Raw genomic sequence first — 22145 nt, 5'->3', positions numbered from 1 at the left:
TCGGGCGCGACGATGTTTAAGTCGGGCGGCGCTGTGTTGAAACGAGGCTATGTTTGGAACCAAACTGCGACGGCCGCCACAATGTACAACCTTTGAGTGAAGAACGTCGTTGCGAGTGTTCGCCCGCCACCTGCGGTTTCAACGAGAAGGTGGTGGGCCCCAGGCGCGGCTATCGCGTTTTCGAGCGAAGTGGATACCGGTTCGCGTAAAGAAAACGCGTCAAAACGAGAATCTAGTTCACCGGCACGATCTTGCCGGGATTGAAAATGTTCTGCGGATCGAGCGCCAGCTTCAGCGCGCGCATGGCGTCGATCGCCTCGGGGCCGAGCTCGGCCTCGAGGTATTTCTGCTTGCCCTGCCCGATGCCGTGTTCGCCGGTGCATGTGCCGCCCATCGCCTGCGCGCGCTCGACCAGGCGATGCATGAAGTCCTCACCGCGGGCCATTTCCTCCGAATTGTCGATGTCGCAGACCAGCGAGCAGTGGAAGTTGCCGTCGCCGACATGGCCGACGATCGGCGACAGCAGATTGAGCCGCTTCAGATCGTCCTCGGTCTCGGTGACACAATCGGCAAGCCTCGAGATCGGCACGCAGACATCGGTCGCCACCACGCCCGCGCCGGGACGCAGCGCCTTCACCGACCAATAGGCGTCATGCCGCGCCTGCCACAGCTTGGTGCGGTCCTCCGGCTTGGTGGTCCAGGTGAAATCGCCGCCGCCGCATTCCTTGGCGATCTCGCTGAAATTCCTCGACTGCTCGGCCACCTCGACCTCGCTGCCATGGAATTCCAGCAGCAGCAGCGGCGTCTCCGGCAAGGTCAGCTTCGAATAGGCATTGCAGGCGCGAACCTGCTCGGCGTTGAGCAGTTCGATCCGCGCGAGCGGAATCCCGGTCTGGATGGCGAGGATCGTGGCCTGACAGGCGCCGCGCACGGTCTCGAACGAACAGGCAGCGGCGGCGATCGTCTCGGGGATGCCGCGCAGCTTGATGGTGAGTTCGGAGATGATGCCGAGTGTACCCTCGGCGCCGACGAACAGATGCGTCAGGTCGTAACCGGCCGCTGATTTTTTCGCCCGCGTGCCGGTCGTGATGATCTCGCCGTCGCCGCGCACCACTTTGAGCGCCAGCACGTTGTCGCGGATGGTGCCGTAACGCACCGCATTGGTCCCTGAGGCCCGCGTCGAAGCCATGCCGCCGAGCGAGGCGTCGGCGCCGGGATCGATCGGGAAGAACAATCCCTGGTCGCGCAGATGCTCGTTCAGCGCCTTGCGGGTGACGCCCGGCTGGATCACGCAATCCAGATCCTCGGCATGAACTTCGAGAATCCGGTTCATGTCGCGCAAATCGATGCAGACGCCGCCGGCCGGCGCGTTGACCTGGCCCTCCAGCGACGTACCCGTACCGAACGCGATCACGGGAACGCCGTGCTTGGCACAGATCCGCACCACGTCCTGGATATCAGACGTTTCCTGCGCCATCACCACCGCGTCGGGCGGCTGCGTCGGAAGCCATGTGGTGGTATGGGCGTGCTGCTCGCGCACCGCCTGCGAGGTAATCAGCCGGTTGCCGAATCGCGCCGCCAGCGCCTCGACCGCGCTTGCCAGCGCCTCCGGCTCCGGCCGCTTCACACTACCTGTTATCGTCATCGCCACGCCAAATTCCTCCGGATTTGAGCGGACCGTGGCAAAGGATATAAGGGGGGTCAAGAGACCCGCAAAAACAAAGGGATGGATGATGACGACCGCTGCCGCCGCCGGCGACCGCCTGAAGAATATGCCGCTGCCGCCGGCTCCGTTCCTGTCCTCGGTGATGCAGATCGAGCCGCAATGGATCGACTATAACGGCCATCTCAACATGGCCTATTACAACGTGATGATGGACCGCGCGATCGACGAGATGTGGCTGCAACTCGGGATCGGGCCGGCCTACATGAGGGAGCGCCACAGCTCGACCTTCACCGCCGAATGCCATGTACGCTACATACGCGAGATTCACCTCGGCGATCCCGTTCAGATTTCGGTTTATCTGTTAGGTCATGATGAGAAGCGGCTGCATACGTTCGAGGAACTGCGCCACGCGACCGAAGGCTGGCTCTCCGCCACCTCGGAAAACATGACGCTCCACATGGATTTGAATGCGCGGAAAGTTGCGCCTTTCCCGCCGGACATTCGCGCCCGCATCCAGGCGGTGGTGGATTCGCATGCAGCCGTGCCGCGGCCCGAAGGCGTCGGCCGCAAGGTCGCGATGCCTTCAGGATAGCCCATTCCGGGTCGCTAGACGTTGCTGCGTCCGCGCACCAGTCCGACCACGGCCGAGATCAGGAACAGGATCACGGCGATAAAGAAGATCGCCTTGGCGATCTCGACGGAGGCGCCGGCGATGCCGCCGAAGCCCAGAACACCCGCGATCAACGCAATGATCAGAAACGTAACGACCCAGCTCAGCATGACACGACCTCGATTGGCTGTTGCTCTCGCGATGGCAGCGGCTGACGCGTCGCGCATCGCCTGCGGGACCAATCCGGGCCGGGAATGATGGTTCCGGGCCGCAAAACCCCGAAATTTGACGATTTAAGCGGAACAAAATCGCCGCAAAGCCCTGAGATCAGGGCCTGAAAACGCGACCAGATAAAACCTGTCAAAACGACCGGACGGGCCCTATATGCCCCTCAATCCCTGCTAAGAAGGCTCCCCTTTACCGCCTCACGGTGCCATCGTGGGGCCAACGCGATTCGAGCATGACCGAGCCGAGCAAACTGCCCCATCACGGCGTCCCCGAGCACCAGCCTGCGGCTGGCGGCATCGCCGCGCGTGCGCGGGCCGCGGCCGGTCCGCAATATCTCAACGGCCTCAATCCCGAACAGCGCGACGCGGTCGTGACGCTGGACGGGCCGGTTCTGGTGCTGGCCGGCGCCGGCACCGGCAAGACGCGGGTGCTGACCACGCGGATTGCCCACATCCTCAGTCAGGGCCGGGCGCGGCCGCATGAAATCCTGTCGGTGACCTTCACCAACAAGGCCGCGCGCGAGATGAAGCTGCGGCTCGGCCAGATGCTCGGCCAGGCCGTGGAAGGCATGCCGTGGCTTGGCACCTTCCACTCGATCGGCGGCCGCATCCTGCGCATCCACGCCGAACTGGTGCAGCTCAAATCCAATTTCACCGTGCTCGATGTCGACGATCAGGTGCGGCTCTTGAAGCAATTGCTGCAGGCCGAGAACATCGACGACAAGCGCTGGCCGGCGCGCATGCTGGCCGGACTGATCGATGGCTGGAAGAACCGCGGCCTGACGCCTGGCCAGGTGCCGGCGGGCGAGGCCGCGATGTTCGGCAACGGCAAGGGCGGCAAACTCTACGCCAGCTATCAGGAGCGGCTGAAGATCCTCAACGCCGCCGATTTCGGCGATCTCCTGCTGGAGAACATCCGGCTGTTCCGCGAAAACCCCGATGTGCTGCGGCAGTACCAGAACCGGTTCAAGTTCATTCTGGTCGACGAATACCAGGACACCAACGTCGCGCAGTATCTCTGGCTGCGGCTGCTGTCGCAGGCGCCGTCACGCCCGGGGGCGCCGCTCTCGGCGATCATTCCGGGAGCGACGGAGCCCTCCGTCATTCCGGGGCGCACCGATTCTCCTGTCATTCCGGGGCACGCCGAAGGCGTGAACCCGGAATCTCGAGCAGGCGAAGACTCACTTCGAGATTCCGGGTCTGCGCTTTCAGCGCATCCCGGAATGACGGCGAGCGCGGCCGCGGCGCCCGCCGCCCCCTTCAAAAATATCTGCTGCGTCGGCGACGACGACCAGTCGATCTATGGCTGGCGCGGCGCGGAGGTCGACAACATCCTGCGCTTCGAGCACGACTTTCCCGGCGCAAAAGTCATCCGCCTCGAACGCAATTACCGTTCCACCGGCCATATCCTCGCCGCCGCCTCGCATCTCATCGCGCACAATGAGGGCCGGCTCGGCAAGACGCTGCGCACCGAGGATGTCGACGGCGAGAAAGTCACCGTCACCGGCTCCTGGGATTCGGAAGAGGAAGCCCGCGCCATCGGCGAGGAGATCGAGGAGCTGCAGCGCGCGGGCGAAAACCTCAACGAGGTCGCGATCCTGGTGCGGGCCTCATTCCAGATGCGCGAGTTCGAAGATCGTTTCGTCACCCTCGGCCTGCCCTATCGCGTGATCGGCGGTCCGCGATTCTATGAGCGGGCCGAAATCCGCGACGCGCTGGCCTATCTGCGCACGATCAATTCGCCCGCCGACGATCTCGCCTTTGAGCGCATCATCAACGTGCCGAAGCGCGGCCTTGGCGACGCCACCGTGCAGATGCTGCACGACCACGCCCGCAAGCGCCGCATTCCGCTGTTCGAGGCGGCACGCGCCGTGGTCGAGACCGACGAGCTGAAACCGAAGGCGCGCGGGAGCCTGCGCGAGCTGGTCGCACAATTCGACCGCTGGCGCGCCCAGCGCGAGGTCACCTCGCATACGGAGTTGGCCGAAATCGTGCTCGACGAGAGCGGCTACACCGAGATGTGGCAAAAGGACCGCTCCGCCGACGCCGCGGGCCGGCTGGATAACTTGAAGGAACTGGTGCGCTCGATGGAAGAGTTCGAGAACCTGCAAGGGTTCCTCGAACACATCTCGCTGGTGATGGACCGCGACGGCGGCGCCGAGGATGAAGCCGCGTCGCTGATGACACTGCATTCGGCCAAGGGACTGGAATTCGACAACGTGTTCCTGCCCGGCTGGGAAGAAGGCCTGTTTCCGAGCCAGCGCACGCTCGACGAACAGGGCCGCGCCGGCCTCGAAGAAGAACGGCGCCTCGCTCATGTCGGCCTGACCCGCGCGCGCCGCCGCGCCAAGCTCTATTTCGCCACCAACCGGCGCATCCACGGCACGTGGTCGACCACGATCCCGTCGCGCTTCCTCGATGAATTGCCGGCGGCCAATGTCGAGATCACGGAATCCAAGGGCGGCTCCGGCTGGGGCGGCAGCAGCGGCTACGGCCCGTCGCGCTTCGACAATGTCGAATCCTTCGGCTCCAGCTACAGCACCCCGGGCTGGCAGCGCGCGCAGGCCAATCGCAACCGTAGCCAGGGCGGTCGCGGACAGGCCCGCGGCGGTTTTGAGGAAAACCAGTCGCCATTTTCAGGCCCGCGCGGCGATACCTCAGGTTCGCGCAGCGATACCTTCTCGGGCGGCGGCTTTTCGCGCAACAAGCGCGGCCCGATGGTGATCGAAGGCGAGCTGGTCGCAAAATCCACCGGCACGGTTTCGGAGTTCACACTCGACGACCGCGTGTTTCACCAGAAATTCGGCTACGGCAACGTGGTGAAAATCGACGGCAACAAGCTGACCATTGCGTTCGAGAAGGCCGGCGAGAAGAAGGTGGTCGATAGTTTCGTCGAGCGGGTGTAAATCACCCCATGAACCACAAGCGCAAACGCCCGAAGTCCGCCCGGGCCGGCTGCCTGTTGTGCAAGCCGCACAAGGCAAATGGCTGTTGCCCGCGTCATAAGAACATGCGGTTTGGAGACCGTCGACGTTTCGAGGTTGGCCGAGAATAAATGCATTGCGAAGGCTTCGTTTCCGCAAAGTAGATTCTACTATTGCGGAATGAGACGTTCGTCCCTATCTCCCGGTTCCCACCCCTTCCCCGCGTCGATTCCAGCCGAAGCGCCGCTGTGTCGTTCGCCCATTTCCGTTTCAGACTGCCATGCTCGCGATGCCCCCCATCATATCCGTCTCAAATCTTTCAAAGACCTACAGCTCCGGTTTCAAGGCGCTGAACGGCATCAATCTCGACATCAAACGCGGCGAGATTTTTGCGCTGCTCGGGCCGAACGGCGCCGGCAAGACGACGCTGATCAGCATCGTTTGCGGCATCGCCAATCTGAGCGAGGGCAGCGTCACCGTCGGCGGGCATGACATCAACCGGGATTATCGCGCAGCGCGGTCGCTGATCGGGCTGGTGCCGCAGGAACTGCATACCGATTCCTTTGAAACCGTATGGGCGACCGTCAGCTTCAGCCGCGGCCTGTTCGGCAAGCCGAAGAACCCGGCCCATATCGAAAAGGTGCTGAAGGACCTGTCGCTGTGGGACAAGAAGGATTCCAAGATCATCACGCTGTCCGGCGGCATGAAGCGCCGCGTGATGATCGCAAAAGCGCTGTCGCACGAGCCGCAGATTCTGTTCCTGGACGAGCCGACCGCGGGCGTCGACGTCGAACTGCGCAAAGGCATGTGGGATGTGGTGCGCGCGCTCCAAGCCTCCGGAGTCACCATCATCCTGACCACGCATTACATCCAGGAAGCCGAGGAGATGGCCGACCGCATCGGCGTCATCAACAAGGGCGAGATCATCCTGGTCGAGGACAAGGCCGGGCTGATGCAGAAGCTCGGCAAGAAGGAATTGAAAGTGCATTTGCAAGGCAAGATCGATGCGATCCCCGCCTCGCTCGCCGCCTACAATCTCGAACTGTGCGACGACGGCCACGCCGTGATCTATGACTACGACACCAAGGGCGACCGCACCGGCATCACCAGCCTGCTCGGCGACCTCCGCAGCGCGGGTATCCGGATCTCGGACCTCGACACAAGACAGTCGTCGCTGGAAGACATCTTCGTCAGCCTGGTGAGGGCGCCATGAATTATCGTGCGATCCGCGCCATCTATTTGTTCGAAATGGCCCGCACCTGGCGCACGCTGCTGCAGAGCATCGTCTCGCCGGTGGTTTCCACCTCGCTCTATTTCGTGGTGTTCGGCGCTGCGATCGGCTCGCGCATCACCGAGGTCGAGGGCGTCAGCTACGGCACCTTCATCGTACCGGGGCTGGTGATGCTGTCGGTCCTGACGCAGAGCATCGCCAACGCCTCGTTCGGGATCTATTTTCCTAAATTCGTCGGCACCATCTATGAAATATTGTCGGCGCCGGTTTCGTATATCGAGATCGTGATCGGCTATGTCGGGGCGGCGGCGACCAAATCGATCATCCTCGGCCTGATTATTCTCGCCACCGCGGCGCTGTTCGTGCCGCTGCACATCATGCATCCCTGGTGGATGCTGACCTTCCTGGTGCTGACGGCGGTGACCTTCAGCCTGTTCGGCTTCATCATCGGCATCTGGGCCGACGGTTTCGAGAAACTACAGATGATCCCGATGCTGGTGGTGACGCCGCTGACCTTCCTCGGCGGCAGCTTCTACTCGGTGAACATGCTGCCCTCGGGCTGGCGCACCATCACGCTGCTCAATCCCGTGGTCTATCTGATCTCGGGCTTCCGCTGGAGTTTCTACGAGATCGCCGACGTCAGCGTAGCTTTGAGCCTTGGCATGACGCTCGGCTTCCTCGCCATCTGCATGGCCCTGGTGTGGTGGATTTTCCGGACCGGTTACCGGCTGAAGAATTGACGGGAAGGTCATTCCGGGGCGGCTCGCAGAGCCGAACTATGGCGCGCAATTGCGCGCCTGAGAATCTCGAGATTCCCCGGTGCGCAATTGCGCACCTGAGGTCTGGTCCTAACGGACCATCCCGGAATGACGGCCGATCAATAAGCACCTCCGTTTCCCGCTCGCGAAAAAGTCAGCGCCACAGCAGGTCTGCGCCGTCCCGTCGCCTTGTTTGCGCCGCGGCGGACGTTAACGATTGCGGGCGCAGGCCACTGGAACCAGTGCCGGTTTCCGGGCATATTGGGTGCCGGGAGACGGAGAGCCGGCGTTTAGTACAGGGGCCTGGAGGCCAAAGGTAAAATGCGTTCCTTCCTCATTGCCGTCGCCGCGCTGACGCTGTTTGCCTCGGGCGCCGCCCAAGCCAAAGTCGCCATCACCGTCGACAAGGATAACCAGCAGATGACCGTCGCCGTCGACGGCGTCGAACGCTACCGCTGGCCGGTATCGTCAGGTATTCCCTCCTATGAGACGCCGAACGGCAGCTTCCGCGCCTTCCGGATGGAAGAAGACCACTACTCCAAGGAATTCGACGACGCACCGATGCCGCATTCGATCTTCTTCACGAAGATCGGCCACGCCATTCACGGCACCGATTCCGTCAACCGTCTCGGCAGCCCGGCCTCGCATGGCTGCGTGCGACTGTCGCGCGAGAATGCCTCAAAGCTCTGGGATCTGGTGAAGCAGGAAGGTGTGCTCAATACCACGGTGACGCTGACCGGCTCCTCCCAGGTGGCGCTGGCGCGCAATCCGCGGCGCGCCAATACCGCCGTCGCTCGCCGCGCGCCACTGCCGCAATATGAGCAGCAGCAATACGACTCCGCCGGCGATCCCGTCGTGATCACGCCGCCGCAGCAGCGCGTGGCACCGCAGGCGCAGGCGCGAGCCGACGATGGTTATATCTATCCCGCCGACGGCTCTTCCAACGAAGCCCGCTACCCCGCGCCCGGCCGCCGCGCTTACGACACCGAGGCCTATCAGCAACAGCAGCAATATTACGGCAACCGCGGCTATGCGCCGGCGCCGCAGGGCTACTACTATCAGCCGCGGCAGTCGTATCAGCCGCGCGGGCTGTTCACCTATCAGGAATAGCTGGGCGAATTTTTCGCGGCCGCGGCGTTGTCCGCGGCCGCGATTCTAACCGTCCGTCGCGCTCGCCAGCATGCGGTCGCGGTGCGCCGTCAGCCGCGCCTGTTGCCAGGCGTCGTGCGCAATCATCCCGGCGGCCATTGCGACGACAAAGACGATGATCCCGGGCGACAGGGTCGCAAGGCTTTCCAGCGCCGGTCCCGGGCACAAGCCGACAAGACCCCACCCGATTCCGAACAGTGCGGCGCCCGCCACCAGCGGCAGATCGATCCCCGACTTGCCCGGCCGGAAATACTCTCCGGCAAACCAGGGCCGCGCACCGCGATCAGCCAGCATAAAGCCCGGCACCGATACCGCGAGCGCCGCGGCCATCACCACCGCGAGGCTCGGATCCCACGCGCCGAAGATATCCAGAAAGCCCAAAACCTTGGTCGGCTGCACCATGCCTGAAATCAGCAGGCCCGCGCCGAAGATCAGGCCGCACAACAGGGGAGCGATGATCCACATGGCTCAACCTCCCAACACATGGTGGGTGACCGCGACCGTAATGACCGCCGTCACCATGAAGACGACGGTGGCCGCGATGGAGCGCGGCGACAGCCGGGCTACTCCGCAAATGCCGTGGCCGGAGGTGCAGCCGCCGCCAAGCCGGGTGCCGAATCCGACCAGCAGTCCTGCTGCGATAATGACGGCCCAACTCGATGGCAATTTCGGCTGCGCCATGCCGTAACCAATCAGGCCGGCGAGGATGGGCGCGAGAATGAGCCCGGCGACGAAGACGATGCGCCAGCCCTTGTCCTCGCCGCGCAAATTCAACAGGCCACTGAAGATGCCGCTGATCCCTGCGATCCGGCCGGTCGACAACATCAGCAGGACAGCGGAAAGCCCGATCAGCACACCGCCGATCGCGGCCGATACGGGAGTGAAATTAGCCATGACGGATTTCCATTCGTTGGGCGCGCTCAATCATAGGCGCGCCTTGCCTGACCGCAACCCGTCTATTCCTCGCCATTCCTGAGCCGTCGCCATACCGCGCCCAGCACGTTGGAATAATCGTCGGTCCAGACCCGCTGGTGATCCTCCGCCTCGGTCAGCGTCCATTTATCCGACGACGCCAGCTTGCCGACGTCGGCCTCTTCGCGCGCCGAGACCACGACCGAGGTCGAGAAGATGTATTCATTGTCGCGGCCGGAATCTTCGCTGTAGACCCAGCTCTTCAAGTCGTTGGCGTCGGCGATGCCGACGACGACGCTCGACAGTTCCAGATGCCGGTTGGAGACATGCATCACCACAGCCCCCTGCGGCGCCAGCTTGGACTTGTAGATTTCCATCGCCTCTTCGGTCGCCAGATGAATCGGGATCGCATCCGAGGAATAGGCGTCGACGATGATCAGATCGTAGACGCCATCGGGCTCGCGCGCGAAAGTCAGCCGCGCATCGCCGATCACGGGTTCGAGATTCGGCTCACAGACGTCGATGTAGGTGAAGTATTTCGGGTCGCGCGCCGTATCGACCATCGATTGGTCGATCTCAAAGAACTTCCAGTCCTCGCCGGGCTCCGAAGCACACACAAGCGTGCCGGAGCCGAGCCCGATCACCGCCACCCGCAGCGGCGCGCCCTTGCGCTCGCGGATCGCGGCGATCGCCTGACCGATGCCGCCGTCCTTGTGGTAGTAGGTGATCGGCTCCGGCTGGCCGGTGACCGGCGTGCCGTCGTCGTTCTTGAATTTCTCGGCGCCATGAATCGTGGTGCCGTGCATCAGCACGTGATACTGGCCGTTCGGCGTCACCACGATCTTGTGGACGCCGAAGAAGCTGCGCACGGTCTCCACCCGTCCTTCGTCGGAGGGGTAGGCGCGCAGCAGCACCAGCGCCACAGCGACGGTCGCAAATATCTTCCAGCGGTTGGCGTTGAGCGCAAGCGCCAGTAGCGCCGAGAGCACGCCGACCGCGCCGATCACCCAGACCCTGTTGGTGTCGAGCCAAGTGAACAGTTTGCCGGTCGACCAGGTCGGTGCGATCAGCGCCACCGCCAACGCGGCGAGGAACGGCCAGTACCAGTGGCTCCAGCGCGGTAACCGCTCGTTGCCGGTCGGACGGCACAGCGCAGCCAGCGCCAGCAGGATCGGATATTCCGCGACCCATGAGAATGTGAACGGCGCGATCAGGCCGGCGAACAATCCGCCGACCATGCCGCCGAACGACAGCGCGACATAGAAACCGGTGAGATACGTCGCCGCCGGACGGGTGCGCGCCAGTTCGCCGTGGCAAGCCATCGCGATGACGAAGAAGCACAGCTGATGCCCGCCGAGCGTCAGCAGCAGGTTCTGTTCGCCGCCAAACGCAAGCAGCACCACGACACCCGCAATTGCCAGCGGTTGCGCCAGCAGCATCCATTTATGAGGGAGCAATGGCCGCGACTGGAACACCAGCACCCATGTCAGGAGATAGAGCGACAGCGGCAGCACCCAAAGTAAGGGCGCAGCGGCGACGTCGGTGGAAATATGCGCGGTCACCGCGATCAGCAGACCTGACGGAACGGCGGCGAGGAATATCCAGCGGGCGCGCAGCATCCATGACGGTGCTGGCGCGTTGGCATCGTCGGCCGGCATGTTCAGCTCTGCCGCCTTCGCCGGCGAGCGCAGCAGCAGCACGCCACAGCTTGCGATCAGCAAGATCAGCAGGCCATAGCCGCCGGTCCAGATCAGGTTTTGCGTGCGCAGCGTGAACATCGGCTCCAGCAGCACCGGATAGGACAACAGCGCCAGGAAGCTGCCGATATTCGAGGAAGCGTAGAGGAAGTACGGGTCGGGGCCGTTGGGGTGGCCGGTGCGGACGAACCAGGCCTGCAGCAGCGGATTGTTGGCCGCGAGCGCAAAGAACGGCAACCCGATCGACACCGCAAACAGGCCGAGCAGCCAAGGCGCATAGCCTGACGTCGGCGGATCGCCCCATCCGCTCGAAATCGACAGCGGCAGCGTCAGCATCGCACAAGCGAGCAGCAGCAGATGGACCGCCACGGGAATCGTGCGGTTGCGGACCTGCATCAGAAAATGCGCATAGCCATAGCCGCCGAGAAGCAGCGACTGGAAGAACACCATCGCCACCGACCACACCGCCGGCGAGCCGCCGAGCCGCGGCAGCACCATCTTGGTGAATAATGGCTGCACCGAAAACAGCAGCAGCGCGCTGACGAAGATCGCGGCGGTGTAGACGACCAGGACCAGCCGGTTCCGGCTTTCGGAAGGCTGGTCCGCTGAAACGAACAGATCGGGAGAAGTCATCAAAACTCCGGCTGGAAACCGGCGGGCGCCGGTGGCGGGATGCCCGGCAGGGCCGCCGGAGGGCCGCAATGGAGCATAGGGCGACACGGCGAGCAATGCGGGATAAGAAAGCACGGATAGGGCGCGCCGCGCCCATCCCGATCAAACCTTTTTGAAGCTGAAGCTGGCATGAACGAGACCGACGTTGTCATCATTGGGGCGGGGCATAACGGCCTCACCTGCGCCGCCTATCTCGCGATGGCCGGCCTTCGCGTAAAGGTGGTCGAGCGCCGCAAGGCGGTCGGCGGCGCCGCGGTGACCGAGGAATTCCACCCCGGCTTCCGCAACTCGGTGGCCGCCTACACTGTCAGCCTGCTCAACCCGCAGATCATGGCCGACCTGAAGCTCGCCGATCACGGCCTGCGCATCGTCGAGCGCCGTGCGCAAAATTTCCTGCCCGCGCCCGACGGTAGCTATCTCCTGACCGGCGAGGGCCGCACAACGCAATCGGTCGAGAAACTCAGCCAGCACGATGCGGCCGCTATTGATGCCTTCTCGCGCGAGCTGGAGGCCATCGCCGACGTGCTGCGGCAGTTCGTGCTGCGCGCGCCGCCGAACATCGTCGAGGGATTTGGGATCGGCGCGATCCGCGAAGCCTTCAATGCGGTAGGCACCGCCGGCATCCTGCGCAAGCTTTCACTGGAGCAGCAGCGCAATCTGCTCGACCTGTTCACGCGCTCGGCCGGCGAGATGCTGGACGAGCGTTTCGAGAACGACCTGGTGAAGGCGCTGTTCGGCTTCGACGCCATCGTCGGCAATTACGCCAGCCCCTACGCCGCCGGCTCGGCCTACGTCATGCTGCACCATGCGTTTGGCGAGGTGAACGGCAAGAAGGGCGTGTGGGGCCACGCGATCGGCGGCATGGGCGCGATCACGCAAGCGATGGCGCGCGCGGCGCGCGGGCATGGCGCCGAAATCGAAACCGAGGCCGGCGTGCGCGAGGTGATCGTCGAAGGCGACCGCGCCGCGGGCGTCATCCTCGACAATGGCGAGACGATCCGCGCGAAATACGTCGTCTCCGGCGTCAATCCGAAATTGCTTTATACGCGGCTCGTGCCGTCGGGCGCGCTGGCGCCGGAATTCCTCGAACGGATCTCGCGCTGGCGCAACGCCTCCGGTACTTTTCGGATGAACGTCGCGTTGAGCGCCCTGCCCTCCTTCACCGCATTGCCGGGCGCCGGCGACCATCTCACCGCCGGCATCATCCTCGCGCCGAGCTTAGGCTACATGGATCGCGCCTGGCAGGATGCGCGCAGCTACGGCTGGAGCCGCGAGCCCGTGGTGGAAGTGCTGATCCCCTCGACACTCGACTCCTCGCTCGCGCCGGAAGGCCGGCATGTCGCGAGCCTGTTCTGCCAGCATGTCGCGCCGGAATTGCCGGATGGAAAATCGTGGGACGACCATCGCGAGGAGGTCGCCGACCTCATGATCGCGACGGTGGATAAATTCGCGCCGGGCTTTGGGATAAGCGTAATCGGCCGCCAGGTGCTGTCGCCGCTCGATCTCGAGCGGCAGTTCGGCCTGCTCGGCGGCGACATCTTCCATGGCGCCTTGACGCTCAACCAATTGTTCTCGGCGCGGCCGATGCTGGGCCATGCCGACTATCGCGGGCCGCTGAAGGGCCTCTACCATTGCGGCTCAGGCGCCCACCCCGGCGGCGGCGTCACCGGCGCCCCCGGCCACAACGCCGCGCGGACAATCCTGGGCGATCACCGCGCGCTATTTGGATAGGCTGAGAGCAAAGGCGCAACGCCAGCATGACGCTGCTCACGTCATCTTAACCAGCTCCCTCCCGCTCGCATTGGGCACTCGTGCGCGCGCCGGGTGTGGACAATGTGTGTAAAGCCGGTGGGCAACGACGGGAAAAGCCCGTGGACTAGTTGTCGAAAACTCGCCGCAGCGGCTGTGGAAGACACCATGTGCTTCCGCGAATAACCGGGTTGGCAACACTCCCGTTCGCCTGTGGATGGCCGGTGCAAATTACGCGCAGACCAATCCGCCCAAAAAAAGGACCAGGCGCTTGGCGCGCCTGGTCCCCAGAATGCCCCACTGAGGGCGGTTATTTCAGCGACGTGCTGATGTCGTTGAAGTTGCTGCTGAGCTTGCTACCGACACCCTGCACGGCGGTAATGATTGCGATCGCAATCCCGGCTGCAATCAGGCCATACTCGATGGCGGTGGCTCCGGATTCGTCCCTAAGAAATGACCTAATGATCGACATTGGCTGGTTCCGACCTGGGTTTGTGTTCCTGGAACTGAGGATGCCTCTGCAGTTCCCGTCCGGGAACCTACGAAGATGAATCTAAGGTTGTCCTAATGGTAATGGTGCAGCTTTTACGAGTAGTACGACATGAAATTTGCTCAAATTTGAATCAAGCGTCATTTCCTTCTCGTTCGCCTCGCTCCACTTTCTCCAGGTTCTTCAATGACTTCCATCGCCCCTACGCACCGCGTCAGCTTTGCCATCGGTGACGAGCACGCAGCCAAGAGCGTCGTCGATGCCCTGACCGAAGTTTTTTTTGAGGGCCAGGCCGCGATCGCCGCGTTCGAGCGGCCGGATGGCCGATGGGACGTCACGGTGCATTTCGCCGAGCCGCCCGATCAGCCGCTGGTGCGCGAACTCGTGGCCAATGCCGCAGGCGCTGATATCGCCGAGGGCATCGCCTTCGACACGGTCGAGGCCAAGGATTGGGTCAAGGCCAGCCTCGAAGACCTCGTTCCCGTGCCGGCCGGACGCTTCATCGTCCACGGCCAGCATGATCGCGAGCGGATCGCACCCAACAAGATCGGCATCGAAATCGAGGCGGCGCTGGCGTTCGGCACCGGCCACCACGGCACCACGCGCGGCTGCCTGCTGCTGCTCGACCATGTCCTGAAAGCCTGGCGTCCACGCCGCGTGCTCGATCTCGGCACTGGCACCGGCGTGCTGGCGATCGCCGCCGCCAAGGCGCTGCATGACAAGGTGCTGGCGAGCGATATCGATCCGCCCTCGGTGCAGGTCGCCCGCGAAAATGCGCGGCTGAACGTGTCAGGGCATCTGGTGCAGGCGATCCGCGCCACCGGCTTCGCGGCGCCGCAATTTGCTGATGCCGCGCCGTTCGACCTGGTGCTGGCGAATATTCTTGCCAATCCGTTGCGGCAACTGGCAGCGCCCATGACGCGACATCTGGCGCCATCGGCGCTGGTCATACTGTCGGGCCTGCTGACGCCTCAGGCGCCCGCGGTCATCGCCGCCTACCGCGCCCGCGGGCTGGTGCCGGTGCGGCACCTTCGCATCGAGGGCTGGAGCAGCCTCTTGCTGCGCAAGGTGAATTGAAAACTCTACTCGGGTGGTTTGGGACGCGGGTTGCGGGCGATCACGCCCTTCTCTGCCTTCAACGTCCGTTTGACCCGCGCTTCCGCGAACCGGTCCAGCATCTGGACGATGACGCCGCGCTGTTTCTTGTTAGCCACCGGCGGAACCGGGCCGCGGTCGGCCGGCGGCGAAATCTTCTCAAACGTGAAAGCAGGCATGGTGTATCCCCTCTTCGTTGAGTTGAAACACTCCTCGGGCCTCCCGGTATCCTGAGCCGAACAGCACCGCAAAACCGTTCCATCCGACTAACACGGACGGATATAATGAAGCACGGATTATGCCAAATTGTGGCCAGCCGCGCTGCATTGCGGACCGCTCCACCGAACCCTAAAGTGACAAGGCGATGTTCGAAGCCCATTTCCAGACATTCGAAGAACCCGAAGGCGGCGTGGCGCTGACCGCACGGCTGGCCCGCTTTCGCGAGGAGCTGGCACGGCGGAAGTTGACGGGATTCGTCATTCCCCGCGCCGATCAGCAGCAAAACGAGTATGTCGCAGCCTCCGAAGAGCGGCTGGCCTGGCTGAGCGGCTTCACCGGTTCGGCCGGCATGGCGATCGTCCTGACGCGCGAGGCCGCCGTTTTCGTCGACGGCCGCTATACGCTGCAGGCCGCCAAACAGGTCGACCGCAAGGCCTGGCATATCGCGCCGCTGGCCGATCCGCCGCCGGAACATTGGCTGGCCAAGCACCTTGCGGCCGGCGACCGCCTCGGTTTTGACCCGTGGCTGCACACTTCCGCGGCAGCCGAGCGTCTGGCCGCTGCCTGTACCAAGGCGGGCGCGGAGCTGATCGCGGTCGACAGCAACCCGCTGGACCAGGTGTGGACCGAACGCCCGGCGCCGCCGCTCGGCCCCGTTTCCGTTCATGGCGTGCAGTTTTCCGGCGAGATCGAAGCCGAAAAACTCAGGCGGATCCGGCTTGAGATCAGCAAGCTCGGGGCCGAGGCGCTGGTTCTGTCTGATAGCCACGCGGTGGCCTGGACCTTCAACATCCGCGGCGCCGACGTCTCGCACACGCCGCTGCCTTTGTCCTACGCGCTGGTGCCGAAGGACGGCCGCCCCACCATCTTCATCGACCACCGCAAGCTTTCCAACCTGACGCGCGACCATCTCGAACAATCAGCCGACGTCCGGGATCCCGATGCGCTGGTGCCCGATCTGACCGAACTCGCGCGCAGCGGCGCCGCGATCGCCCTCGACAGCGCCACGGCCGCCGATGCGCTCAGCCGCCTGATCGCGGGCGCCGGCGGAAAACCGGTGAGCGGCAACGATCCGGTGAGCCTGCTGAAGGCGGTGAAGAACAGCACCGAAATCGAGGGCACGCGGACCGCGCACCAGCGCGACGCGGTGGCGCTGACACGCTTCCTCGCCTGGATCGACCGCGAGGCGCCATCCGGCGCGCTGACGGAGATCGACACCGTCGAGGCGCTGGAAACCTTTCGGCGCCAGACCTGCGCGCTGAAGGATGTTTCGTTTCCGACCATCGCCGGGACCGGGCCGAACGGCGCGATCGTGCATTACCGCGTCACCCGCAAGAGCAACCGGCGGATTTCGCCCGGCGATCTCCTGCTGATCGATTCCGGCGCGCAATATGAAGACGGCACCACCGACGTCACCCGCACGATCGCGATCGGCAATCCCACCGACGAAATGCGCGACCGCTTCACCCGCGTGCTGCGCGGACACATCGCGATCGCACGCGCGATCTTTCCCGACGGCACCACCGGCGCGCAGATCGATTCCTTTGCACGGCAATTTTTGTGGCAGGCCGGCCTCGATTTCGAGCACGGCACCGGCCATGGTGTCGGCAGCTATCTTTCGGTGCACGAAGGCCCGGCGCGGATTTCAAAACTCGGCACCACGCCGCTCAAGCGCGGCATGATCCTTTCCAACGAGCCCGGCTATTACAAGACCGACGCCTTTGGCATCCGGATCGAGAACCTCGAACTCGTCATCGGCACCGACGTGCCAGGTGCCGACAAGCCGGTGAATGCGTTCGAGACGCTGACGCTGGCGCCGATCGACCGCCGCCTGATCGATGTGAACATGCTCAGCCCGACAGAGCTGAAATGGCTGAACGATTACCATGAGCGCGTCAATCGCGCGGTGCGCCCGCATCTCGACGACAACGCCACGAAGCTGTGGCTCGATGAGGCGACGGCGGCGATGCTGCCGCTTTAATCGTTGACTAAAGCCGTAGGATGGGTCGAGCGCAGCGATACCCATCAATGCCGGTGCGCGTGGTGAGACGATGGGTATCGCGGAGCCTGTCATCGGGCGCGCATTCGCGCGACCCGTTGGCTCCACCCATCCTACTTTCCACCAGTCGCCCCGGCGACGGCGGAGGATCCGGTACCGCTAGAGCGATACGGCGCGGGCGCCGGACACAAAAACCGCGAAAACAACCCCATGCAAAGTAGAATCCAGCGGCCCAGTCTCGTACCCGCCTCCCCAATTCAGCATGGCCGCATGCCAAAACGTCCCTGTTCGTGCTGAACCATCTGGTTAAAAGTCCAATCCAAGCAAAACAGGATCTGAACTGAATGCACGGCGTCGTGGGCAAGCCGCCCGACGCGGCGGCGAGCGCCGTCGCGACCTCCAAGATCATGCTGCTGATGCTGGTGGCGATGACCGGCGTCGCGCCGATCTCGCTCTATATGCTGGTGCCGGCGCTTCCCGTGCTGGCGACGACGTTCGGTGGTGACATTTCCGTCGCGCAGATGACGGTGTCGCTCTACATGGTCGGCATCGCCTGCTCGCAGCTCATCATGGGGCCGCTGTCGGACAAGTTCGGACGCCGCCCGGTGCTGCTCGCAGGCCTTGCCCTGATGGTGGCGGCGAGCGTTGGCTGCTCGCTGGCGCAGACACTGCCGCAACTGATTGCCGCGCGTTTCCTGCAGGCGCTGGGTGGCGCGACCGGCATGGTGGTGAGCCGCGCCATCATCCGCGACCTCTACAGCCGCGACCGCATCAGCTCCATGATCAGCCTCGTGATTGCCGTCATGATGATGGCGCAGATGCTCAGCGCGCTGGTCGGCGGCCTCCTGGAGACCGCGTTCGGCTGGCGCGCCATCTTCTATTTCATCACGGCGGCTTCGCTCAGCGTCGCGGTCCTGATCGCGCTGGCGCTGCCCGAGACGCGCGGCGAACGCAGCGAGAGCAGCAGCTTCCGCGGCGACGTCGGCAAGCTGATCCGCAACCGCGCCTTCATCGGCTATGTGCTGTGCCAGGTCCTGGCTTCCCAGATTATTTTCATGTTTGCCGGCGGCGGACCTTACATTGTGGTGACGCAGATGGGCCGAACCACGGCCGAATATGGCGCGTGGTTCGCGACGACGGGATTTGCCTATCTGATCGGCAATGTGTTCTGCGTCCGTTTCGCGCCGCGGCATTCGCTGGAGAAGCTGATCTGGTTCGGACTCGCGGTGCAATTCGGCGGCGCCCTCTTGAACCTCGTCTTGAGCATTGCCGGGATCAACCAGGCGCCGCTCTGGCTGTTCGGCACCCAGATGATCGTGATGGTCGCCAACGCCTTCGTGATGAACAACGCCGCGGCCGGCGCCATCAGCGCGCGTCCCGAGGCCGCCGGCACCGCCTCCGGAGCGATGGGCTTTCTGCAACAGGGCATCGGCGCGCTGGTCTCGCAATTCGGCGCCTATCTCGGCGGCCACTCCACCACGACGCTGCCGCTGACGGCGGCGATCTTCGCGCTGTCGATCGCCTGCATCTCGGTGATGTTCTTCATCGTGCCGCGGCGAAGTGTCGTGGTCAGCGAGGAGCTGGTGAAGAAGGCGGAGGAGGAAGAATCGGGAATGTTGTGAGATGCGCGAAGTTGCCGCCCCCGTCATTGCGCGCGAAGCGAAGCAATCCACCTCGCCGCACAAGGGAAATCAATCATACTTTGTTACGCCGCAATGGACTGCTTCGCTACGCTCGCAATGACGGTTGGAACGAACGCATGCATCATGCCTGATTTTCTCAAGATTCTTGCGCTGAGCGCGCTGCTCACACTCTCGTCAAAACCGGTCGTGGCAATGGATCAAGGCACGGTTGCGCCAGGCGTCTTCGATTGCTGGGAGCCGGAGCGCACGTTCAAGCAATGTGCGGCAACCGGCCCCGACGGGCGGCCGCGCTTGAAGCGATCCTATTTGGCTCGACTTCGATATGACCGTGATGGGCTGGCTTCGGTCTTGTTGTTCGGTGGGACTGACAAACGAAAAGCCCAATGGTTCTACGTTCGACGTGGCGTCATCCCAGTGCCGGTTGAATCAATGGACAACGGCCCGGACTATTTCGAGGATGGTCTCGCGCGGTCGCGGGTCGGCGGCAAGATTGGATACATCGACCGCAAACTCAATCTCGTGATCCCGGCGAGGTATGACGGAGCCTATCCATTCAGGGATGGAGTTGCTGTTGTCTGCACGGCTTGCACTATTGAATATGACCGCACTGTCACTGAAGGCGAGCGTAGCTGGTACGTGGGCGGACAATGGGGACGCATCGACCGCAGGGGACGTGTGGTCTCGCCCTTCCGATCGTGGGAGAAATATCAGCAGCTCGAATTCAACTGACGGCTGAACACTTGTGAGGAATTGATCGAGCAGACGGAGGAGGAAGAGTCGGGATGCTGAGAGAGCAATCCACGACGTCAGCGCCTCATTGTCTGCTGTCATCGCCCGCGAAGGCGGGCGATCCAGTACGCCGCGGCTTCTCGATCTGCCACTTCCGCCTCTGGAATACTGGGTCACCCGCCTTCGCGGGTGACGACAACGGAATATGCGGCGCCCGCCTCACTCCCCGATCAGTTTCAGCCACTCATCCTCGGTCAGCACGGCAACGCCGTGTTTCTTCGCTTCGGCGAGCTTGGAACCGGCGCCCGGTCCCGCAACGACGTAATCCGTCTTCTTCGAGACTGAACCCGCTGCCTTGGCGCCCAGCCGTTCGGCCGTCGCCTTGGCTTCGTCGCGCGTCATCTTTTCCAGCGAGCCGGTGAACACCACGGTCTTGCCGGCGACGGCCGAATTGCTCTTGGGCTTTTCCGCGTCGATGATCTCGTTGAGCTCCTTGACCAGCCGCTCGACGATGCCGCGGTTATGGCTTTCGCCGAAATAGGCAGCGACGCTCTTGATTACGGTGTCGCCGATCTGGTCGAGCGCATCCATCTCGGCGATGGTGTCCTCGTCACCCTTGGCGACCTTGAGGCAGGCATCGTGGAAGGCATCCCACGAGCCGTAGCCGCGCGCCAGCGCCAGCGCCGTGGTCTCGCCGACATGGCGCATGCCGAGCGCATAGATGAAGCGCTCCAACGAAATGCGGCGGCGGTTCTCGATCGCGGCGAACAGGTTGCGCACCGAAGTTTCGCCATAGCCCTCGATCTCTTCGAGCTTCAGCTTGGCGTTACGTTTCGGCAGCGTGAAGATATCGGCGGGCTCCCGCACCCATTCGCGATCGAAGAAGTACTGGAGCTGCTTCTCGCCGAGTCCGTCGATGTCGAAGGCGCGGCGCGACACGAACAGCTTTAAGTGCTCGATCTTCTGGAACGGACAGGCGAACTCGCCGGTACAGCGGGCGCGCGAGCCTTCCTCGCCGGTTGCCGTTTCCTCGCGCACGACGTCGGTGTGCAGCGGGCACGGGCATTTCTTCGGGAAGTGAAACTCCTTCGCGCCCTTCGGCCGCTTGTCGATCACGACGTCGACGACCTGCGGAATCACGTCGCCGGCGCGCTGGATCACGACGGTATCGCCAAGCCTGATGTCGCGCCCCTCGCGCAGCACTTCGCCCTTGTTGCCGATGCCCTTGATGTAATCCTCATTGTGCAGCGTGACGTTCTGCACGATGACGCCGCCGACGCCGACCGGCTCCAGCTTGCCGACCGGCGTGAACGATCCGGTGCGGCCGACCTGGATTTCGATGTCCTTGAGCACCGTCATGGCGCGCTCGGCCGGGAATTTGTGCGCAATGGCCCATCGCGGCGTGCGCGAGACGAAGCCGAGCCGCTCCTGCCAGTCGATCCGGTCGATCTTGTAGACGACCCCGTCGATGTCGTAATCGAGCTCGGCGCGCTGCTCCTCGATCTTGCGATGGAATGCGATCAGATGCTCGACGGAGTGGCAAAGCTTCGTCAGCGGGTTGGTCTTGAAGCCGCAGCGCTCGAACCAGTGGATCATGCCGGTTTGCGTGCCCTCCGGCATCGCGCTCATCTGACCCCAGGAATAGGCGAAGAAGCCGAGCGGCCGCGACGCGGTGATGGAAGGGTCCTTCTGGCGCAGCGAGCCCGCGGCGGAATTTCGCGGGTTGGCGAAGATGGTATCGCCCGCGGCCTTCTGGCGTTCGTTCAGTGCGAGAAAGGCCTTCTTGGTCATGTAGACCTCGCCGCGCACCTCGCAGACGTCCGGGACGCTGCGTCCTTTCAGCCTCTCGGGCACATCTTCGAGCGTGCGGATATTGGCGGTGACATCCTCGCCTTCTGCGCCGTCGCCGCGGGTGGCGGCGGTGACGAGTTCACCGCCCTCATAGCGCAGCGACATCGACAGACCGTCGATCTTCGGCTCGGCGGAGAAGTTGATCTTGTCGTCACTGAGCTTGAGAAAGCGCTCGATTCGGCCGACGAAGTCGAGCACGTCCTGTTCGGCGAACGCGTTGTCGAGCGACAGCATCGGCACCGCATGGCGAACTTTTTTGAAACGCCCCGACGGCGCCGCGCCGACCTTCTGCGACGGCGATTCCGCCGTGACGAATTCGGGAAACCGCTTCTCGATGGCATTGTAGCGCTGCCGCAGGGCGTCATATTCGGCGTCGCTGACGCTGGGAGCGTCCTCCTGATAATAGCGCTTGTCGTGCCCTTCGAGCTCCAGCGCGAGCCGCATGTGCTCGACCTTGGCCTGCGCCTTGGTGAGCTTGGCAACGTCGGTCAGGGTTTTTGTTTTTGCTGTCTTGGCCATGAAAG

The 22145-nt window shown here is 63.5% G+C and carries 18 protein-coding genes; 10 read left to right on the top strand and 8 right to left on the bottom strand.

The window, feature by feature from the left end; translation table 11 throughout:
- Positions 1 to 232: 232 nt before the first annotated feature.
- Positions 233 to 1651, bottom strand: coding sequence for an FAD-binding oxidoreductase (locus tag V1294_RS12070; protein WP_334497309.1), 1419 nt, complete (start codon positions 1649 to 1651; stop codon positions 233 to 235).
- Between the two features lie 82 nt (positions 1652 to 1733).
- Between V1294_RS12070 and V1294_RS12065 the strand changes: the two genes are divergently transcribed.
- Positions 1734 to 2258, top strand: coding sequence for a thioesterase family protein (locus tag V1294_RS12065; RefSeq protein WP_334497308.1), 525 nt, complete (start codon positions 1734 to 1736; stop codon positions 2256 to 2258).
- 14 nt (positions 2259 to 2272) lie between these two features.
- Here V1294_RS12065 and V1294_RS12060 read toward each other — a convergent pair whose 3' ends face one another.
- Positions 2273 to 2446, bottom strand: coding sequence for a DUF1328 domain-containing protein (locus V1294_RS12060; protein WP_028350352.1), 174 nt, complete (start codon positions 2444 to 2446; stop codon positions 2273 to 2275).
- Positions 2447 to 2736: 290 nt separating this feature from the next.
- Between V1294_RS12060 and V1294_RS12055 the strand changes: the two genes are divergently transcribed.
- From V1294_RS12055 to V1294_RS12040, 4 genes are all read left to right on the top strand, one after another.
- Positions 2737 to 5409, top strand: a complete 2673-nt coding sequence (locus V1294_RS12055; protein WP_334497307.1) for an ATP-dependent helicase — start codon at positions 2737 to 2739, stop codon at positions 5407 to 5409.
- 307 nt (positions 5410 to 5716) lie between these two features.
- Positions 5717 to 6640 (top strand): ABC transporter ATP-binding protein, encoded by a 924-nt coding sequence (locus V1294_RS12050; protein ID WP_334489536.1) that lies wholly within the window; start codon positions 5717 to 5719, stop codon positions 6638 to 6640.
- Positions 6637 to 7398 carry an ABC transporter permease gene (locus V1294_RS12045; RefSeq protein ID WP_334477987.1) on the top strand — a complete coding sequence of 254 codons (762 nt, stop codon included), beginning with the start codon at positions 6637 to 6639 and terminating at the stop codon, positions 7396 to 7398. The genes V1294_RS12050 and V1294_RS12045 overlap by 4 nt, the downstream gene beginning before the upstream one ends.
- A gap of 339 nt (positions 7399 to 7737) precedes the next feature.
- On the top strand, positions 7738 to 8526 hold the full coding sequence (locus V1294_RS12040; RefSeq protein WP_334497306.1) for a L,D-transpeptidase: 789 nt from the start codon (positions 7738 to 7740) through the stop codon (positions 8524 to 8526).
- Between the two features lie 45 nt (positions 8527 to 8571).
- Here the strand turns inward: V1294_RS12040 and V1294_RS12035 are convergent, their stop codons facing one another.
- The 3 genes from V1294_RS12035 to V1294_RS12025 form a co-directional block, all read right to left on the bottom strand.
- On the bottom strand, positions 8572 to 9030 hold the full coding sequence (locus V1294_RS12035) for a DUF6691 family protein (RefSeq protein ID WP_334497304.1): 459 nt from the start codon (positions 9028 to 9030) through the stop codon (positions 8572 to 8574).
- A gap of 3 nt (positions 9031 to 9033) precedes the next feature.
- Positions 9034 to 9459 (bottom strand): YeeE/YedE family protein, encoded by a 426-nt coding sequence (locus tag V1294_RS12030; RefSeq protein WP_334497302.1) that lies wholly within the window; start codon positions 9457 to 9459, stop codon positions 9034 to 9036.
- 62 nt (positions 9460 to 9521) lie between these two features.
- Entirely contained in the window at positions 9522 to 11807 is a 2286-nt protein-coding gene (locus tag V1294_RS12025) for a spermidine synthase (RefSeq protein ID WP_334497300.1), read from the bottom strand.
- Positions 11808 to 11975: 168 nt separating this feature from the next.
- On the opposite strand from V1294_RS12025, the gene V1294_RS12020 reads away from it, so the two are divergent.
- Positions 11976 to 13577 carry a phytoene desaturase family protein gene (locus tag V1294_RS12020; RefSeq protein ID WP_334497298.1) on the top strand — a complete coding sequence of 534 codons (1602 nt, stop codon included), beginning with the start codon at positions 11976 to 11978 and terminating at the stop codon, positions 13575 to 13577.
- 328 nt (positions 13578 to 13905) lie between these two features.
- Here the strand turns inward: V1294_RS12020 and V1294_RS12015 are convergent, their stop codons facing one another.
- On the bottom strand, positions 13906 to 14067 hold the full coding sequence (locus tag V1294_RS12015; RefSeq protein ID WP_334477978.1) for a Flp family type IVb pilin: 162 nt from the start codon (positions 14065 to 14067) through the stop codon (positions 13906 to 13908).
- Between the two features lie 204 nt (positions 14068 to 14271).
- Here V1294_RS12015 and V1294_RS12010 point away from each other — a divergent pair, with 204 nt between their 5' ends.
- Entirely contained in the window at positions 14272 to 15162 is an 891-nt protein-coding gene (locus tag V1294_RS12010) for a 50S ribosomal protein L11 methyltransferase (protein ID WP_334477976.1), read from the top strand.
- 5 nt (positions 15163 to 15167) lie between these two features.
- On the opposite strand, the gene V1294_RS12005 is transcribed toward V1294_RS12010, so the two are convergent.
- Positions 15168 to 15359, bottom strand: coding sequence for a hypothetical protein (locus tag V1294_RS12005; protein WP_334497296.1), 192 nt, complete (start codon positions 15357 to 15359; stop codon positions 15168 to 15170).
- A gap of 185 nt (positions 15360 to 15544) precedes the next feature.
- Between V1294_RS12005 and V1294_RS12000 the strand changes: the two genes are divergently transcribed.
- The 3 genes from V1294_RS12000 to V1294_RS11990 all read left to right on the top strand — a co-directional run bounded on the left by V1294_RS12000 (position 15545) and on the right by V1294_RS11990 (position 19770).
- A complete protein-coding gene (locus V1294_RS12000) occupies positions 15545 to 17380 on the top strand; it encodes an aminopeptidase P family protein (protein ID WP_334497294.1) in 1836 nt (611 codons plus the stop codon).
- A gap of 362 nt (positions 17381 to 17742) precedes the next feature.
- A complete protein-coding gene (locus V1294_RS11995) occupies positions 17743 to 19020 on the top strand; it encodes a multidrug effflux MFS transporter (RefSeq protein WP_334477972.1) in 1278 nt (425 codons plus the stop codon).
- Positions 19021 to 19164: 144 nt separating this feature from the next.
- Positions 19165 to 19770 (top strand): WG repeat-containing protein, encoded by a 606-nt coding sequence (locus tag V1294_RS11990; protein WP_334497292.1) that lies wholly within the window; start codon positions 19165 to 19167, stop codon positions 19768 to 19770.
- Positions 19771 to 19989: 219 nt separating this feature from the next.
- On the opposite strand, the gene ligA is transcribed toward V1294_RS11990, so the two are convergent.
- Positions 19990 to 22140 carry an NAD-dependent DNA ligase LigA gene (gene ligA / locus V1294_RS11985; protein WP_334497290.1) on the bottom strand — a complete coding sequence of 717 codons (2151 nt, stop codon included), beginning with the start codon at positions 22138 to 22140 and terminating at the stop codon, positions 19990 to 19992.
- Between the last annotated feature and the right edge of the window lie 5 nt (positions 22141 to 22145).

The organism is Bradyrhizobium sp. AZCC 1678 (assembly GCF_036924765.1).
Classification (GTDB): domain Bacteria; phylum Pseudomonadota; class Alphaproteobacteria; order Rhizobiales; family Xanthobacteraceae; genus Bradyrhizobium; species Bradyrhizobium algeriense.
Note: the sequence above shows the minus strand (reverse complement) of the source record. Positions and strands in the feature narration are given on the sequence as shown.